At 59.6% G+C, this 16,615-nt stretch carries 17 protein-coding genes and 1 other RNA gene; 14 read left to right on the forward strand and 4 right to left on the reverse strand.

All coding sequences use genetic code 11. The annotated features are described in order from the left end of the window. Window positions 1-34: 34 nt before the first annotated feature. The 5 genes from petA (at window position 35) to PMI32_RS23255 (ending at window position 3,820) form a co-directional block, all read left to right on the forward strand. Window positions 35-628, forward strand: coding sequence for a ubiquinol-cytochrome c reductase iron-sulfur subunit (petA, locus tag PMI32_RS23275; protein ID WP_008025954.1), 594 nt, complete (start codon window positions 35-37; stop codon window positions 626-628). Next, entirely contained in the window at window positions 628-1,839 is a 1,212-nt protein-coding gene (locus PMI32_RS23270) for a cytochrome b (protein WP_007943720.1), read from the forward strand. Before petA ends, PMI32_RS23270 begins: the two co-directional genes overlap by 1 nt. After that, on the forward strand, window positions 1,839-2,621 hold the full coding sequence (locus PMI32_RS23265) for a cytochrome c1 (protein ID WP_008025956.1): 783 nt from the start codon (window positions 1,839-1,841) through the stop codon (window positions 2,619-2,621). The genes PMI32_RS23270 and PMI32_RS23265 overlap by 1 nt, the downstream gene beginning before the upstream one ends. A 151-nt stretch (window positions 2,622-2,772) precedes the next feature. Continuing rightward, window positions 2,773-3,390, forward strand: a complete 618-nt coding sequence (locus PMI32_RS23260; RefSeq protein WP_007905304.1) for a glutathione S-transferase N-terminal domain-containing protein — start codon at window positions 2,773-2,775, stop codon at window positions 3,388-3,390. Window positions 3,391-3,406: 16 nt separating this feature from the next. Beyond that, window positions 3,407-3,820 carry a ClpXP protease specificity-enhancing factor gene (locus PMI32_RS23255; protein WP_008025958.1) on the forward strand — a complete coding sequence of 138 codons (414 nt, stop codon included), beginning with the start codon at window positions 3,407-3,409 and terminating at the stop codon, window positions 3,818-3,820. 148 nt (window positions 3,821-3,968) lie between these two features. Here PMI32_RS23255 and PMI32_RS23250 read toward each other — a convergent pair whose 3' ends face one another. The 4 genes from PMI32_RS23250 to PMI32_RS23235 all read right to left on the reverse strand — a co-directional run bounded on the left by PMI32_RS23250 (window position 3,969) and on the right by PMI32_RS23235 (window position 7,415). Continuing rightward, window positions 3,969-4,547, reverse strand: coding sequence for a BON domain-containing protein (locus PMI32_RS23250; protein WP_008025960.1), 579 nt, complete (start codon window positions 4,545-4,547; stop codon window positions 3,969-3,971). Beyond that, window positions 4,544-5,137, reverse strand: coding sequence for a phosphoheptose isomerase (locus PMI32_RS23245; protein WP_008025961.1), 594 nt, complete (start codon window positions 5,135-5,137; stop codon window positions 4,544-4,546). The genes PMI32_RS23250 and PMI32_RS23245 overlap by 4 nt, the downstream gene beginning before the upstream one ends. Before the next feature lie 104 nt (window positions 5,138-5,241). Next, window positions 5,242-5,604, reverse strand: coding sequence for a YraN family protein (locus tag PMI32_RS23240; protein WP_008025963.1), 363 nt, complete (start codon window positions 5,602-5,604; stop codon window positions 5,242-5,244). Next, a complete protein-coding gene (locus PMI32_RS23235; protein WP_008025964.1) occupies window positions 5,604-7,415 on the reverse strand; it encodes a penicillin-binding protein activator in 1,812 nt (603 codons plus the stop codon). Before PMI32_RS23235 ends, PMI32_RS23240 begins: the two co-directional genes overlap by 1 nt. 176 nt (window positions 7,416-7,591) lie before the next feature. Between PMI32_RS23235 and rsmI the strand changes: the two genes are divergently transcribed. From rsmI to mraY, 9 genes are all read left to right on the forward strand, one after another. After that, window positions 7,592-8,497, forward strand: a complete 906-nt coding sequence (gene rsmI / locus PMI32_RS23230; RefSeq protein ID WP_162130705.1) for a 16S rRNA (cytidine(1402)-2'-O)-methyltransferase — start codon at window positions 7,592-7,594, stop codon at window positions 8,495-8,497. Window positions 8,498-8,572: 75 nt separating this feature from the next. Next, window positions 8,573-8,926, forward strand: an RNA gene (gene rnpB, locus PMI32_RS29355) — RNase P RNA component class A. Window positions 8,927-9,279: 353 nt separating this feature from the next. Beyond that, window positions 9,280-9,735 (forward strand): division/cell wall cluster transcriptional repressor MraZ, encoded by a 456-nt coding sequence (gene mraZ, locus PMI32_RS23225; protein ID WP_008025967.1) that lies wholly within the window; start codon window positions 9,280-9,282, stop codon window positions 9,733-9,735. Then, window positions 9,732-10,679, forward strand: coding sequence for a 16S rRNA (cytosine(1402)-N(4))-methyltransferase RsmH (gene rsmH / locus PMI32_RS23220; protein ID WP_008025969.1), 948 nt, complete (start codon window positions 9,732-9,734; stop codon window positions 10,677-10,679). The genes mraZ and rsmH overlap by 4 nt, the downstream gene beginning before the upstream one ends. Next, window positions 10,676-10,969 (forward strand): cell division protein FtsL, encoded by a 294-nt coding sequence (ftsL, locus tag PMI32_RS23215; protein ID WP_032828607.1) that lies wholly within the window; start codon window positions 10,676-10,678, stop codon window positions 10,967-10,969. Before rsmH ends, ftsL begins: the two co-directional genes overlap by 4 nt. After that, a complete protein-coding gene (locus PMI32_RS23210) occupies window positions 10,969-12,708 on the forward strand; it encodes a peptidoglycan D,D-transpeptidase FtsI family protein (RefSeq protein WP_177318160.1) in 1,740 nt (579 codons plus the stop codon). The genes ftsL and PMI32_RS23210 overlap by 1 nt, the downstream gene beginning before the upstream one ends. After that, window positions 12,708-14,171: a UDP-N-acetylmuramoyl-L-alanyl-D-glutamate--2,6-diaminopimelate ligase gene (locus PMI32_RS23205; RefSeq protein ID WP_008025973.1), complete on the forward strand. Its 1,464-nt coding sequence runs from the start codon at window positions 12,708-12,710 to the stop codon at window positions 14,169-14,171. The genes PMI32_RS23210 and PMI32_RS23205 overlap by 1 nt, the downstream gene beginning before the upstream one ends. Continuing rightward, window positions 14,164-15,531 (forward strand): UDP-N-acetylmuramoyl-tripeptide--D-alanyl-D-alanine ligase, encoded by a 1,368-nt coding sequence (locus tag PMI32_RS23200; protein WP_008025974.1) that lies wholly within the window; start codon window positions 14,164-14,166, stop codon window positions 15,529-15,531. Before PMI32_RS23205 ends, PMI32_RS23200 begins: the two co-directional genes overlap by 8 nt. After that, window positions 15,531-16,613 carry a phospho-N-acetylmuramoyl-pentapeptide-transferase gene (gene mraY / locus PMI32_RS23195; RefSeq protein ID WP_008025976.1) on the forward strand — a complete coding sequence of 361 codons (1,083 nt, stop codon included), beginning with the start codon at window positions 15,531-15,533 and terminating at the stop codon, window positions 16,611-16,613. The genes PMI32_RS23200 and mraY overlap by 1 nt, the downstream gene beginning before the upstream one ends. Window positions 16,614-16,615: the final 2 nt, after the last annotated feature.

A 16,615-nucleotide genomic window follows, 5' to 3' on the forward strand; every position in this document is an offset into this window, starting at 1 on the left:
TTAACAGGCCACAAAGCTGATGGGAGAGGACTGAATGAGCAATGACGGCGTGAATGCAGGCCGGCGTCGCTTCTTGGTAGCAGCCACATCCGTGGTGGGTGCTGCAGGAGCGGTGGGGGCTGCGGTCCCGTTCGTGGGGTCATGGTTTCCCAGTGCCAAGGCGAAAGCCGCAGGTGCACCGGTGAAAGTGAATGTCAGCAAAATCGAGCCAGGCCAGCAGATGATTGCTGAGTGGCGCGGTCAGCCGGTGTTCATTGTCCGCCGTACCGAGGAAATCCTGGGGAATCTGAAAAAGATCGAGGGCCAGCTGGCTGACCCGACCTCCAAGAACTCGACACAACCGACCTATGTCGACCCGGTAACGCGTTCGATCAAGCCAGAGGTTCTGCTGCTGATCGGTATCTGTACGCACCTGGGGTGCTCGCCGACCTTCCGTCCCGAAGTGGCACCTGCTGATCTGGGCAAGGACTGGGTAGGCGGCTATTTCTGCCCGTGCCACGGTTCCCACTACGATCTGGCTGGCCGCGTCTACAAGTCGCAACCTGCGCCTTTGAACCTGCCAGTTCCCCCGCATTCCTATGAGACCAATGAGATTATTGTCATTGGCGTCGATACGGAGAAAGCGTGATGAGCAAGTTCATGGATTGGGTTGATGCGCGCTTTCCCGCGACCAAAATGTGGGAAGACCATCTCAGCAAGTACTACGCCCCGAAGAACTTCAACTTCTTCTACTTCTTTGGTTCCCTGGCGCTGCTCGTTCTGGTCAACCAGATCGTTACCGGTGTCTGGCTGACCATGAGCTACACCCCGTCGGCGGAAGAAGCGTTTGCTTCCGTCGAATACATCATGCGCGACGTCGAGTACGGCTCGATCCTGCGTCTGCTGCACTCCACCGGCGCTTCGGCGTTCTTCATTGTGGTTTATCTGCACATGTTCCGTGGCTTGCTCTACGGTTCGTACCAGAAGCCGCGTGAGCTGGTGTGGGTCTTCGGCATGCTGATCTACCTGGCGCTGATGGCGGAAGCCTTCATGGGTTACCTGCTGCCGTGGGGCCAGATGTCCTACTGGGGTGCCCAGGTGATCATCTCGCTGTTCGGTGCGATCCCGGTTATCGGTAACGACCTGACTCAGTGGATCCGTGGTGACTACCTGATTTCCGGTATCACGCTGAACCGCTTCTTCGCCCTGCACGTTGTTGCCCTGCCGATCGTGATTCTCGGTCTGGTGGTGCTGCACGTTCTGGCGCTGCACGAAGTCGGCTCGAACAACCCGGACGGCGTGGACATCAAGAAATACAAAGACGAAAACGGCGTACCGCTGGACGGCATTGCCTTCCACCCGTACTACACCGTGAAAGATATCGTCGGCGTGGTGGTGTTCCTGTTCATCTTCTGCTCGATCGTGTTCTTCTTCCCGGAAATGGGCGGCTACTTCCTCGAGAAGCCGAACTTTGAAGTGGCGAACGCGTTCAAGACCCCAGAGCACATTGCTCCGGTCTGGTACTTCACACCGTTCTACGCGATTCTGCGGGCGGTTCCGGACAAGCTCCTGGGCGTTATCGCCATGGGTGCGGCCATCGCTGTACTGTTCGTCCTGCCATGGCTGGACCGTAGCCCGGTCAAGTCGATGCGCTACAAAGGCTGGTTGAGCAAAATCTGGCTCTGGGTGTTCTGCATCTCGTTCGTGATTCTGGGCGTGCTGGGTGTTCTGGCGCCGACTCCAGGCCGTACGTTGCTGTCGCAGGTGTGTACTTTCCTGTACTTCGCCTACTTCATTCTGATGCCTTTCTACACCAGGCTCGAGAAGACCAAACCGGTTCCGGAAAGGGTGACTGGCTGATGAAAAAGCTATTTGCTGTACTGATTCTTGCTGCTTTGCCTGTACTGTCCTTCGCTGCCGAGCACGGTGGTCCTGAGTTGGAAAAGGTCGACATCGACGTTTCCGACAAGGCCGCCATGCAAGATGGCGCGCGTACATTCGCCAACTACTGCATGGGCTGCCACAGCGCCAAGTTCCAGCGCTACGAGCGTGTTGCCGACGATCTGGGCATTCCTCACGATCTGATGCTGTCGAAGCTGGTGTTCACTGGCGCCAAGATCGGCGACCACATGAGCATCGGCATGCAGCCGGCTGACGCCAAGACCTGGTTCGGTGCTGCACCGCCTGACCTGACCCTGGTGGCTCGTGTTCGCGGTACGGACTGGCTCTACGGCTACCTGAAGTCGTTCTACGAAGATCCGTCGCGTCCTTGGGGCGTGAACAACAAGGTCTTCCCGAACGTGGGCATGCCGAACGTCCTGGTGGGCCTGCAAGGTCGTCAGGTCGTCGGTTGCAAACAGGTCCAGATCGTCGAAGACGGCAAGAAGCAATATGATCCGCTGACCGGTACCGCGCTGACTCATGAAGCGTGCGATCAGCTGACCATCGTGCCGAAGAGCGGTGCTCTGACCGAAGAGCAGTTCGATGAGAAGGTCAAGAATCTGGTAACCTTCCTCGCTTACTCGGCTAACCCGGTTAAGCTGCAGCATCAGCGCATTGGTACCTACGTCTTGCTGTACCTGGCGTTCTTCTTCGTATTCGCCTACTTGCTCAAGCGCGAATACTGGAAAGATGTGCACTGATAAAGTTTCAAGCAATTGCTGTTAATCGCGCGCGCCCAAGGGCGTCTCTGAAGGTGTAACGAGTCTGGTTTATCCAGGCGTTACGGGAGACGCCCTCTGGGCGCGCTCGTTTTTCCGCTTCCGATAATTTCAACAAGCGAGGAGGACCGCCATGGGCGTGACCAATCGGTTGGCCTGTTACTCCGACCCCGCCGACCACTATTCCCACCGAGTGCGCATCGTACTTGCAGAGAAGGGTGTCAGCGCCGAGATCATTTACGTGGAAGCTGGCCGCCAGCCGCCTAAACTGATTGAGGTGAACCCTTACGGAAGCCTGCCCACCCTGGTCGATCGTGACCTGGCGTTGTGGGAGTCGACCGTGGTGATGGAATATCTGGATGAGCGTTACCCGCATCCGCCTTTGCTGCCGGTTTATCCAGTGGCGCGTGCCAACAGCCGTTTGCTGATTCATCGTATTCAGCGTGACTGGTGTGGTCTGGTGGATCTGATTCTGGATTCGCGGACCAAGGAAGCTGCCCGTGTCGTTGCTCGTAAAGAGCTGCGCGAAAGCCTGACTGGCGTGTCGCCGCTGTTCGCCGACAAGCCGTTTTTCCTCAGCGAGGAACAAAGTCTGGTGGATTGCTGCCTACTACCAATACTCTGGCGTTTGCCGATTTTGGGTATTGAACTGCCACGGCCCGCCAAGCCGTTGCTTGATTATATGGAGCGCTCGTTTGCGCGTGAGGCTTTCCAGGCAAGTCTGTCTGGCGTCGAACGCGATATGCGCTAAGGCTTAAGGAGCCGCTATGAACTCCAGTCGACCTTATCTGGTCCGCGCGCTCTACGAGTGGATTGTGGACAACGATTGCACCCCGCACATGCTGGTCAATTCCGAGTATCCGTCGGTGCAGGTGCCTCAGGGTTTTGCCAGTGACGGACAGATTGTCCTGAACGTGTCACCGGCCGCCGTGCGTCATCTGCACATGGACAACGAAGCGGTCAGCTTCGAAGGGCGCTTCGGTGGCGTGCCGCACACTCTGTACGTGCCTATCGCAGCGATCCTGGGTATTTACGCCCGGGAGAACGGTCAGGGCATGGTGTTCGATCTGGAATCGCCTATGGAAGACGAGGAAGAGATCGAGCCGGATGATGATCTTCCGCCGCCGGACAGTGAGCCGCCGCGCCCAAGCGGTCGGCCAAGTTTGAAAGTGGTGAAGTAATAAAAAAGGCGATCCGAATGGATCGCCTTTTTTATTACCTGTAGGAGCCGGCTTGCCGGCGATGGCGATTTCGAGGACGCCATCGCCGGCAAGCCGGCTCCTACAGGGTGATGGCGTTTTAAAGAGAGCCGTCACCAATCAACAGGTATCAGTCGATGTACTCAAACAGCTTCACAATCTTCTGTACCCCGGAAACACCCTGCACCAGATTGGTCGCCTGGGCGGCTTCCTGCTTGGTCAGCAGACCCAGCAAATAGACGATGCCGTTTTCAGTGACAACCTTGATGCGCGAGCCCGGGATGTTCGGATCGGTGAGCATCTGGGTCTTGATCTTGGAGGTCAGCCAGGTGTCGTTCTGGCGGGCGAGGAAACCGGAAGGCGGCAGCACCTGCAGTTCGTTGTGCACCGTTTTCACGCGCTGCACGGCGGCAGCGGCCTGTTCGGCCTTGGCCTTGAGGTCGGCGCGTGGCGTTTGCCCGGCGAGCAGTACGACGCCGTTGAAGCTGGTGACGACGATGTGCGAATCGTTGTCCAGGGCTGGATCGGCCTTGGCGATGTTCACACCGACTTTGGTGTCGATCAGAGAGTCGTCGATCTTGCTGCCTAAGGTGCGTGTGCCGCGATCATCATCGATCGGCGCTTCACGGCTGGCATTCACCACCGAGGTGCAGCCGCTGATGCCGAGGCACAGGGTCAAGGCCAGAAGGCCTAGGCGATTAGGGGTCATTCTTCACTCCCGAACAGTTGGCTGTCGATCAAGTCGCAAAGGCAATGGATCGCCAGCAGGTGGACTTCCTGAATACGTGCGGTGACGTTGGCCGGTACGCGAATCTCGACGTCCTCGGGCAATAGCAGCGACGCCATGCCGCCGCCATCGCGACCGGTCAATGCTACGACAATCATTTCGCGATCATGTGCGGCCTGGATCGCTTGAATAATGTTCGCCGAGTTGCCGCTGGTGGAAATCGCCAGCAGTACGTCGCCCGGCTGGCCGAGCGCGCGGATCTGCTTGGAGAAGATTTCGTTGTAGCTGTAGTCGTTGGCGATCGAGGTGATCGTCGAACTGTCGGTGGTCAGCGCGATGGCCGGCAGGCTCGGACGCTCACGTTCAAAGCGGTTGAGCAGCTCGGACGAGAAATGCTGGGCATCGCCCGCAGAACCGCCGTTGCCGCAGGAGAGCATTTTGCCCTCGTTGAGCAGGGCGTTGACCATCACTTGGCTGGCTTGCTCGATGTGCGGTGCAAGTACGTCCATCGCCATTTGCTTGGTGTCGATACTGGCCTGAAAAAGCTGGCGAATTCGGGATTGCATGTCCATCTGTGTGACCTTAATTAGCGCGGCTACTCGGCACATGAATGTGCAGCCCGCAAAGCAAAGAGCAAAATTGTCGGGTGAAAGTGTCCGGTTCGGGACGCACGCGATCAGCTGTCGAAGGCATTCTGCAGCCAGTTCAACTGATCGAGGCTGCTGTCGATGGCAACCACGTCGAAACGGCAAGGGGAATTGGCCCAACGCGACTCGCGCTGAAGAAAATACTGCGCGGCAAAAATCAGTTTCTGCCGTTTGCGCTCATCGATGCTATCGAGCGCGCCACCCCATTGAGTGTTTTTTCTGTAGCGAACTTCAACGAATACTACTGTATCGCCATCAAGCATGACCAGATCAAGCTCGCCGCGTTTACACAACCAGTTCTGCGCCAGCAGGCGCAGCCCCTGTTGTTGCAGATGCTCGAGCGCATGGCGCTCGGCATCTTTACCGCTTTGCTGGCGTGACCGGTCAGGCATCAGCGCGGGGTGTCCGGCAGGCGTTGAACCTGGCCGTTGGCGAACTGTGCCCACGGCAACTGGCGCACGACGCGCTGGTTCTGAGTCATGCCCAGGCTACCCGATTGACCTTCGATGCGGCTGTCCGGCAGCGCCTTGAGTTGCCCCAGGCGCGGAGCCAGGCGGTAGGCGTCGACGCCCATCGCATACAAACGACCCAGGCTGCCGGCGGCTTGTGGCCATTGTGTGGTCACTTGCTTGCGCAGCGGGTCGTTGGCGTCCAGCAACCATGGGGTTTCGCAGAAGCGAATGCCGTTCATGTCGTTGTACTGGTTCACGTCGCCGCTGGCACTGAATACGTGGGACGTGGCGTAAACCGGCACATCGCCTGCGTATTGGAAGTTCAGGGTCGGTTTGATCTGCTGGGCTTGCTGAGGTGTGGCGGCCAGGAAGATGAACTCGATGTCCTGGCGGCGCGAAGGCTGGGCGGCAACCTGCGAACCGACGGTGCTTTGCAGGCTCTTGGCACGACCTTCGCTCTGGCGCAGCTGGAACATGTCGGCAATCTGCTGGGCCAGTTGCACTGGCTGATCAACGCGCTCGGTGGCAACGATGCTGCCGCCGTTTGCCTGCCAGTCCTGGCTGAACGCCCGGAGTACGCGGTCGCCCCATTCGCCTTTCGGCACCATGATCGCGGCGCGATGCAGGCCATCGGCGCGAGCGCGACGGGACACTTCGCGGGCTTCGTCTTCAGCGGCAAGACCGAACTGGAACAACTGGGCCGGGCCTTGTTCGCCTTCGCTGTAGTTCAGCGCCAGGGTCGTGATCGGCAGTTGTGGGCGAGTGCTGAGCTGTTTGACCAGTGGTTTTTCCAGCGGGCCGACAACCAGTTGCACGCCATCGGCCTGAGCCTTGCGATAGAACTCGTCAAGGGAAGTCAGGCGTGAGCTGTCATAGAACTCGATGGCAGGCGGCTTCTGGCCGGCCTGTTGAGCCTGGTAGTGCGCTGCCATGAAACCTTCGCGAAGCGCTTTGCCGACCGATGCCAGCGGGCCGTCTTGCGGCAGCAGCAGGGCGATCTTGCTCAGAGGCTGGCTGGCCAGTTCCTTGAGTTTGGTCAGTGACAGCGGCAACTGAATGGCGGCCGGGTGTTTAGGGTTCTGGGCGCGCCAGTTGTCGATTGCAGCTTGTTGCTGCTCAAGCGTGCCGGCCGTTTTAACCGCCAGCGCCAGGCCCATCCAGCCACCGAGGTCGTCCTTGGTGGCTGGCTGCAATTGGTCGGTTGGCAGCGAAGCGATCAGGGTCCAGATCGCTTCGTGGTTTTTGCCTGCCGCTTCACCGCTCAACATCGGCGCGATGAAAATACGCTCCCGTGCTGCGGCGAGGGTCTGGCCATCGGCCTCAAGGGCGCGAGCGTGCACGGTGCCGGTGCGAATCTGTTGTTCCTCCGGCAATTCACCCAGGCGTTGCAGGCTTGGATGGCTCAAAGCGGTCAGCGCCGCTTTCGGCTGATTGCGGGTCATGGCCAGTTCAGCCGCCAGCGTGTTGGCGAAGACCTGTTGGCCTGGCTTGAGTTGCTCGACCGGCACTTGTTGCAGGATTTGCGCGGACTGGCCGGCATTGCCCTGGCGATAAGCGAGGTCGGCCGCGCTCAGGCGAAACAGCGCGGCTTGTTCCGGCGTTTTGCTTTTGGCGGCCTGATCGAGCAGTTGCTCGATACTGGCATCCGGGGTCCGTGGAAGTTCGCCAAGGCTGGAAGAGGGCGAGCTGGCGCAAGCCGCCAGCAAGGCAGCGAGGCAGAGGGCAGTGAACAGCCGCAGGCAAGCGATCATGTAGTGTTCCTGATACTCGATCAAATAAGCGTGGAATTGTACCCAAGCACTGGCCGGGGCGCGATGTTACTGGCGTGAATCGATCAATTTAGCTCGTACAAATGTTGCAGCACTGCACCGTAGCCTGAAAAACCCGGGGTTGCTTGCGCGTATCGCAATCGTCGCTACGCGCTACAATGGCGGCTTTTACCGATCATGAGGTGTGCGCTTTGACTGCTCCAGGTGCTTTGAATTCCGCTGCTGGCTCGCTTTATGTGGTGGCGACGCCCATCGGCAACCTGGACGACATCAGTGCGCGTGCGCTGAAGATCCTGCGCGAAGTGGCACTGATCGCTGCCGAAGACACCCGTCACTCTCAGCGGTTGATGCAGCATTTCGGCATCCCCACGCCGCTGGCGGCTTGCCACGAGCACAACGAGCGGGATGAAGGTAGTCGCTTTATTACCCGCCTGCTTGCCGGTGACGATGTGGCGCTGATCTCCGACGCCGGGACGCCGCTGATCTCTGATCCGGGTTATCACCTGGTGCGTCAGGCTCGTGCGGCCGGAATCAATGTCGTGCCGGTCCCGGGGGCTTGTGCATTGATTGCGGCGCTGTCGGCGGCGGGTTTGCCGTCGGACCGTTTTATCTTCGAAGGCTTCCTGCCGGCCAAGGCGGTCGGTCGTCGGGCTCGTCTGGAGTTGGTAAAGGAAGAGCCGCGCACGCTGATTTTCTACGAGGCCCCGCACCGGATCCTGGAATGCCTGCAAGACATGGAGCTGGTCTTCGGTGGCGAGCGTCTGGCGTTGCTGGCGCGCGAACTGACCAAAACCTTCGAAACCCTGAAAGGCCTGCCATTGGCCGAGCTGCGCGAGTTTGTCGAGTCGGACAGCAATCAGCAGCGCGGTGAGTGTGTGGTGTTGGTGGCGGGCTGGTCCGCCCCCGAGACGGAAGATGCCGTCAGCAGTGAAGCCATGCGCATCCTCAATCTGTTGCTCGAAGAAATGCCACTCAAGCGGGCCGCAGCATTGGCCGCGCAAATTACCGGCGAGCGCAAGAACGTCCTGTATCAGGTCGCGCTGGATAAGCAGAAGGGCGAGTAAAACCCGACGTGCAGGCGTGGCTGATGGCGTTTAACGCTTGTTCTTCGGCCGCTCTGCCGTTAACCTTCGCGGCGGAGAGTCGATCGGACAGTCGCTGCCCTCTATGAAAATTAGGGGGGGGAGGAAAGTCCGGGCTCCATAGGGCGAAGTGCCAGGTAATGCCTGGGAGGCGTGAGCCTACGGAAAGTGCCACAGAAAATAACCGCCTAAGCGCTTCGGCGCCGGTAAGGGTGAAAAGGTGCGGTAAGAGCGCACCGCACGTCTGGCAACAGTTCGTGGCTAGGTAAACCCCACTTGGAGCAAGACCAAATAGGGTCCCAAGGCGTGGCCCGCGCTGGGACCGGGTAGGTTGCTAAAGATGTCCAGTGATGGCCATCGTAGACGAATGACTGTTCAAGACAGAACCCGGCTTACAGATCGACTCTCCACCTTTTTCCCCCCCTGTTTGAATCGTTGAGCAGGGCGCTCGTAATGGCAATTTCCCTCCTGCACAATCAATCGCATAACCTCTTTTGTAATACCGAAAAAATCTTACTCTTAACAAACTACTTTAACTTCTGAACGCAGCCTTCTGTGCTGATTCAAGTTATCGAGCAAATTCATCCGCCAGATTGCCGTTACCCCTCCCAATACGCTCCTAAATCTCAGTTCTGTAAGGGTTTTCCTTTAATCCGCGCCTTGACGGTGCGGTGGCCGCATTCCTATAGTGTGCGCAAGTGGTGGAAAGTGGCATGAAGTGGGTTTTTTGAACGCAAAACGCTAATATTTGGAGAAACGCTGACGTGTTTCGCGGAGCTAACGCTATCAGTCTCGACGCAAAGGGCCGTCTCGCCATGCCGAGCCGGTACCGTGACGAGCTCGTTTCGCGTAGTTCCGGTCAGTTAATCGTCACAATTGATGCCGTTGATCCGTGTTTGTGTGTTTACCCCCTCGATGAGTGGGAAATTATTGAAACCAAACTGCGCGCACTGCCTTCGCTTCGCGAAGAGAACCGCCGCCTGCAACGTTTACTGATTGGTAATGCCGTCGACCTCGAGCTCGATGGCAGTGGTCGTTTCCTGGTTCCGCCGCGTCTTCGTGAATATGCCCGGCTGGATAAGCGCGCGATGCTGGTAGGCCAACTGAACAAGTTCCAATTGTGGGACGAGGATGCCTGGGATGCGGTTTCTGCCGCTGACCTGGCTGCTATTCAACAACCGGGCGCCATGCCTGATGAACTGCGTGATTTGATCCTGTGACTATTGATAGCGGCTTTAACCACATCACCGTACTGCTTGACGAAGCCGTCGAGGCTCTCGCCGTACGTCTTGATGGCTGCTATCTGGACGGCACGTTCGGGCGCGGTGGACACAGCCGGTTGATCCTCAGCCAGCTCGGTCCCGAGGGTCGGTTGCTGGGATTCGACAAGGATCCTCAAGCGATTGCCACCGGGCAGACGCTAGCGGCCGAAGACGGCCGCTTTGTCGTTGTGCAGCGCAGCTTTGCCGAGCTCGGTTCGGAAGTCGCCGAACGCGGTCTGGCCGGCAAGGTCAGCGGCGTTCTGCTTGACCTGGGCGTGTCTTCGCCACAGCTCGACGACCCTGAGCGCGGTTTCAGTTTCCTCAATGATGGCCCGCTGGACATGCGCATGGACCCGTCCCGCGGGATCAGCGCTGCCGAATTCGTCAACACCGCGCCGGTGGAAGAAATCGCCCGGGTGTTCAAGGAGTACGGCGAAGAACGTTTCTCCGGGCGCATGGCTCGTGCCGTGGCCGAGCGTCGCGACATCAAGCCATTCGAACGCACCGGCGATCTGGCTGAAGTCCTGAAAGTCGCCAACCCGGCATGGGAAAAGGGCAAGAACCCTGCGACCCGTGCATTCCAGGGTCTGCGTATTCACGTCAACAACGAGCTGGGTGATCTGGAAGCCGGTCTTGAAGCCGCGCTGGAATCCCTGGAAATCGGTGGCCGCCTGGTGGTCATCAGTTTTCACTCGCTGGAAGACCGCATCGTCAAACTGTTCATGCGCAAGCTGGTAAAAGGCGAAGCCGACAACCTGCCGCGCAACCTGCCGGTACGTCACGTCGCGTTCGAACCGAAAATCAAAATCCATGGCAAAGCGCAGTCCGCCTCCGAGGCCGAACTCAAAGCCAACCCACGTTCCCGTAGCGCCGTCATGCGCGTGGCGGAGAAGCTGCGGTGAGCAAGCTTTTCGCCAAGCCACTTCCCGGCGGAAGCTTTTTCATGCTGCTGCTGTTTGTTGGCGTGCTCGTGTCGGCCATCGGCGTGTCGTACAGCGCCCACTGGAACCGTCAGCTGTTGAACTCGCTTTACAACGAGTTGAGCGTGCGCGACAAGGCGCAGGCGGAATGGGGCCGGTTGATTCTCGAGCAGAGCACCTGGACTGCGCACAGCCGCATCGAAGTCCTGGCCACCGAGCAACTGAAGATGCACATTCCTGGCGCCGCTGACGTGCAGATGGTGGCGCCATGATGAAACTCGAAGGCGCACTTTTTCCATGGCGGTTTCGCCTGGTGGTGGGTTTGCTCGGCGTCATGGTCGCGGCAATTTGCTGGCGCATCATTGACCTGCAAGTGGTCGACCGTGCCTTCCTGAAAGGCCAAGGCGACGCGCGCAGCGTTCGTCACATTCCGATTCCGGCTCACCGTGGTCTGATCACCGACCGTAACGGCGAGCCTTTGGCTGTCAGTACCCCGGTCACCACGCTGTGGGCCAACGCCAAGGAAATGCAAACGGCCAAAGAGAAGTGGCCAGCATTGGCGGCCGCGTTGGGTCAGGATCCGAAAGCCCTCGCCGAACGTCTCGAAGCGCAGGCTAATAAAGAATTTATCTATCTGGTGCGCGGGCTGACGCCTGAGCAAGGCCAGTCCGTGCTCGACCTGAAAGTGCCGGGCGTCTACGGCATCGAAGAATTCCGCCGTTTCTACCCGGCCGGTGAAGTGACTGCTCATATGGTCGGCTTTACAGACATTGATGACCACGGTCGTGAAGGTGTCGAGTTGGCCTATGACGAATGGCTCGCCGGTGTCCCTGGCAAGCGGCAGGTCATCAAGGACCGGCGCGGTCGACTTATCAAAGATGTTCAGGTGACCAAAAACGCCAAGGCCGGTAAGCCCTTGGCGTTGTCCATTGACCTGCGTCTGCAATACCTGGCCAACCGCGAACTGCGCAACGCGATCATCGAGAACGGCGCGAAAGCCGGCAGCCTGGTGATCATGGACGTGAAGACCGGCGAGATCCTCGCCATGGTCAACCAGCCGACCTACAACCCGAACAACCGTCGCAACCTGCAACCGGCGATGATGCGTAACCGCGCAATGATCGACGTGTTCGAACCGGGTTCGACCATGAAAGCGATCTCCATGAGTGCCGCGATCGAAACCGGCCGCTGGAAACCGACCGACACCGTCGAGGTGTACCCGGGCAGTCTGCAGATTGGCAAGTACACCATCAAGGACGTATCCAAGACTGAAGGTCCGGTACTCGACCTGACCGGCATTCTGATCAACTCCAGTAACGTCGGCATGAGTAAGGTCGCGTTCGATATCGGCGGCGAAACCATTTTCCGTCTGGCGCAGAAAGTCGGCCTCGGCCAGGACACCGGCCTCGGCTTCCCGGGCGAGCGCGTGGGCAACCTGCCGAACTACCGCGAATGGCGCAAGGCTGAAACCGCCACGCTGTCCTATGGCTACGGTATTTCCGTGACTGCGATCCAGTTGGTCCACGCCTTCTCGGCCCTGGCCAACAACGGTCGCCTCGCGCCACTGACCCTGATTAAAACCGACAAGGCGCCGCAAACCACGCAAGTGCTGCCGGAAGCCGTGGCGAAAACCATGCAGACCATGCTGCAACAAGTGATCGAAGCACCGCGCGGTGTATTCCGTGCGCAAGTGCCGGCGTATCACGTCGGCGGCAAGTCCGGTACGGCGCGTAAAACGTCGGTCGGCACCAAAGGCTATGCCGAGAATTCCTACCGCTCGCTGTTCGCAGGCTTCGGCCCGATGAGTGATCCGCGATACGCCATCGTGGTGGTGATCGATGAACCGACCAAAGCCGGCTATTTCGGTGGCCTGGTATCGGCGCCGGTGTTCAGCAAAGTGATGTCCGGGACCCTGCGCCTGATGAACGTCACGCCGGACAACCTGCCGCCGGTGCAACAAGCCAACGCAACACCGGTCGTTCCGCTGAAAGCCAATGGAGGGCGCGGCTGATGTCTCTAAGCCTGAACAAGATTTTCGCCCACGCCGGCCGCGATCTGTTGATCCGCGAACTGACACTGGACAGCCGTAATGTACGGGCTGGCGATCTGTTTCTTGCCGTTCCTGGTGGCAAGTTTGACGGTCGCGCGCACATTGCCGACGCCTTGCAGCGCGGTGCTGCAGCCGTGGCGTATGAAGTCGAAGGCGCAACCGTGCTGCCGATCACCGACGTGCCACTGATTCCGGTCAAAGGCCTGGCGGCACAGCTGTCCGATATCGCCGGGCGTTTCTACGGCGAACCGAGCCGCCACCTGAACCTGGTCGGCGTGACCGGCACCAACGGCAAAACCAGCGTGACCCAATTGGTGGCGCAAGCACTGGATTTGCTCGGCCAGCATTGCGGCATTGTCGGGACACTGGGCACCGGTTTCTACGGCGCGCTGGAAAGCGGCCTGCACACCACGCCGAACCCGATCGCCGTGCAAGCGACCCTCGCCGACCTGAAAAAGGCCGGTGCCAAAGCCGTGGCCATGGAAGTGTCTTCCCATGGTCTGGATCAGGGCCGCGTAACGGCATTGGCGTTTGATGTGGCGGTGATGACTAATCTGTCCCGCGATCATCTGGATTACCACGGCACCATGCAGGCCTACGGCGAAGCCAAGGCCAAGCTGTTCGACTGGAACGACCTGAAATGCCGGGTGGTGAACCTCGACGACGATTTCGGCCGGCAACTGGCTGCTGAAAAACGTGAGTCGCGCTTGATCACCTATAGCTTGCTCGACAGCAGCGCCTACCTGTTTTGCCGCGAAGCGCAGTTCGATGACGAAGGCGTGCGCGCCACGTTGGTCACGCCGCAAGGCGAGCATCATCTGCGCAGCACCTTGCTCGGTCGCTTCAACCTGAGCAACGTCCTGGCAGCGGTCGGCGCCTTGCTCGGTCTCGACTACGCGCTGGACGAAATCCTCAAGGTCCTGCCGAAACTCGAAGGCCCGGCCGGCCGCATGCAGCGCCTGGGCGGCGGTACTCAACCGCTGGTGGTGGTCGATTACGCCCACACCCCGGATGCGCTGGAAAAAGTATTGATGGCCCTGCGTCCGCACGCCAAAGGTCGCTTGCTGTGTCTGTTCGGCTGCGGCGGTGATCGCGATCGCGGCAAGCGCCCGCTGATGGCTGAAGTGGTCGAACGTCTTGCTGACGGCGTGCTGGTCACCGATGACAATCCGCGCACCGAAGACCCAGCAGTGATTTTCGATGACATCCGCGCCGGTTTCACCAACGTGGATAAGGTGACGTTCGTCGCCGGTCGTGGTCAGGCCATTGCGCAATTGATCGCCAGTGCTTCGGTGGATGACGTGATTGTCCTGGCCGGTAAAGGTCACGAGGACTATCAGGAAATCAACGGCCAGCGTCATGACTTCTCTGATCTGGTCGAGGCTGATCGCGCACTGACCGCGTGGGAGGTGGCTCATGCTTAAACACTTGAAACTGAGCGAACTGACCGGCGCGCTGAATGGCCGCATGATCATCGCCGATGCCACGTTCGATGGCGTCAGCATCGACAGCCGTGCGATCAAGCCGGGCCAACTGTTTATTGCCTTGACCGGCCCGCGTTTCGACGGCCATGACTATCTGAACGACGTGGCGAACAAAGGCGCGGTGGCTGCCCTGGTCGAGCGCGAAGTGCCTGACAGTGGGCTGCCGCAATTGCTGGTCAAGGACGCCCGTCAGGCCCTTGGGCAACTGGGGGCGATGAACCGTGCTGCGTTTACTCACCCAGTCGCCGCCATCACCGGCTCCAGCGGCAAGACCACGGTCAAGGAAATGCTTGCGAGCATCCTGCGCACACGCGGTCCGGTGTTGGCGACCCGTGGCAACCTGAACAATGACCTCGGCGTACCGCTGACCTTGCTTGAACTCGCGCCGGAACATACCGCCGCCGTGATCGAGCTGGGTGCTTCGCGGCTCGGCGAAATTGCCTACACCGTTGGCATGACCAAGCCCCACGTGGCCGTGCTCAACAACGCCGGGACCGCCCACGTTGGCGAATTCGGCGGGCCGGAAAAAATCGTGGAAGCCAAGGGCGAGATTATTGAAGGGCTGGCGGCTGATGGCATCGCCGTGCTCAATCTTGACGACAAGGCCTTCGACATCTGGAAGACCCGCGCCGCCGGTCGCAAAGTGCTGACCTTTGCCCTGAGCAACGTCAGCGCCGACTTCTACGCCAGCGATCTGGACCGCGATGCGCGCGGTTGCCCGGCGTTCAATCTGCACAGTCCTGACGGTGTGGAGCGCGTTCAACTGAACCTGCTCGGCACCCATAACGTCGCCAATGCCATGGCCGCCGCCGCTGCCGCGCACGCCTTGGGCGTGTCGCTGTCCGGCATCGCCACCGGCCTCGGCGCGGTGCAGCCGGTCAAGGGGCGCACCGTCGCGCAACTGGCCAGCAATGGCATGCGCGTGATCGATGACACTTACAACGCGAACCCCACCTCGATGTGCGCGGCCGTTGATATACTCGCCGGCTTTTCCGGCCGCACCGTTCTGGTGCTCGGGGATATCGGCGAGTTGGGCGATTGGGCGGAGCAGGGGCACCGCGACGTGGGCGAGTATGCCCGTGGCAAGGTTTCTGCGCTTTACGCGGTCGGGCCATTGATGACTCACGCCGTAAACGCTTTTGGCGAGCAGGCTTATCACTTCACCACTCAGGCTGAACTGATCAAGGCCCTCGGCGCCGAGCAAGACACAAACACCACCATTTTGATCAAGGGCTCGCGCAGCGCTGCGATGGAAAACATCGTTGCCGCTTTGTGCGGGTCCAGTCTGGAGAAACATTAATGCTGCTGCTGCTAGCGGAGTATCTGCAACAGTTCTACAAAGGCTTCGCGGTCTTTCAGTACCTGACCCTGCGCGGGATTCTCGGTGTGCTGACCGCGCTGGTTTTGTCGCTGTGCTATGGCCCGTGGATGATCCGCACGTTGCAGAACCGTCAGATCGGTCAATCCGTTCGTAACGACGGCCCGCAATCGCACCTGTCCAAATCCGGCACGCCGACCATGGGTGGCGCGCTGATCCTGTCGTCCATCGGCGTCAGCACCTTGCTCTGGGCTGACCTGAGCAACCGCTATGTGTGGACCGTGTTGCTGGTGACGTTGCTGTTCGGTGCCATCGGATGGGTCGATGACTATCGCAAGGTCATCGAGAAAAACTCCAAAGGCCTGCCGAGCCGCTGGAAGTATTTCTGGCAGTCGGTGTTTGGCCTCGGCGCGGCGATCTTCCTCTATATGACCGCCGCGACGCCGGTCGAAACCACCCTGATCCTGCCAATGCTCAAGGACTACAGCATTCCGCTGGGCGCAGGTTTCATCGTGCTGACTTACTTCGTGATCGTAGGTTCGAGCAACGCGGTCAACCTGACCGACGGCCTCGACGGCCTGGCGATCATGCCGACCGTGATGGTCGGTGGTGGCCTGGGGATCTTCTGCTACCTGTCGGGTAACGTGAAATTCGCCGAATACCTGCTGATCCCGTACGTACCCGGCGCCGGTGAACTGATCGTGTTCTGCGGTGCGTTGATCGGTGCGGGCCTCGGCTTCCTCTGGTTCAACACCTACCCGGCACAAGTCTTCATGGGCGACGTTGGCGCGCTGGCGCTGGGCGCGGCCCTGGGCACCATCGCGGTGATCGTCCGTCAGGAAATCGTCCTGTTCATCATGGGCGGCGTGTTCGTGATGGAGACCCTGTCCGTCGTCATTCAGGTTGCCTCTTTCAAGTTGACCGGTCGCCGCGTATTCCGCATGGCGCCGATTCACCACCACTTTGAACTCAAGGGCTGGCCCGAGCCGCGTGTGATCGTCCGTTTCTGGATCATCACCGTGATTCTCGTGCTGATCGGCCTTGCCACCCTGAAGCTGAGGTAGAA

This window comes from Pseudomonas sp. GM60 (assembly GCF_000282415.1).
Lineage (GTDB): Bacteria > Pseudomonadota > Gammaproteobacteria > Pseudomonadales > Pseudomonadaceae > Aquipseudomonas > Aquipseudomonas migulae.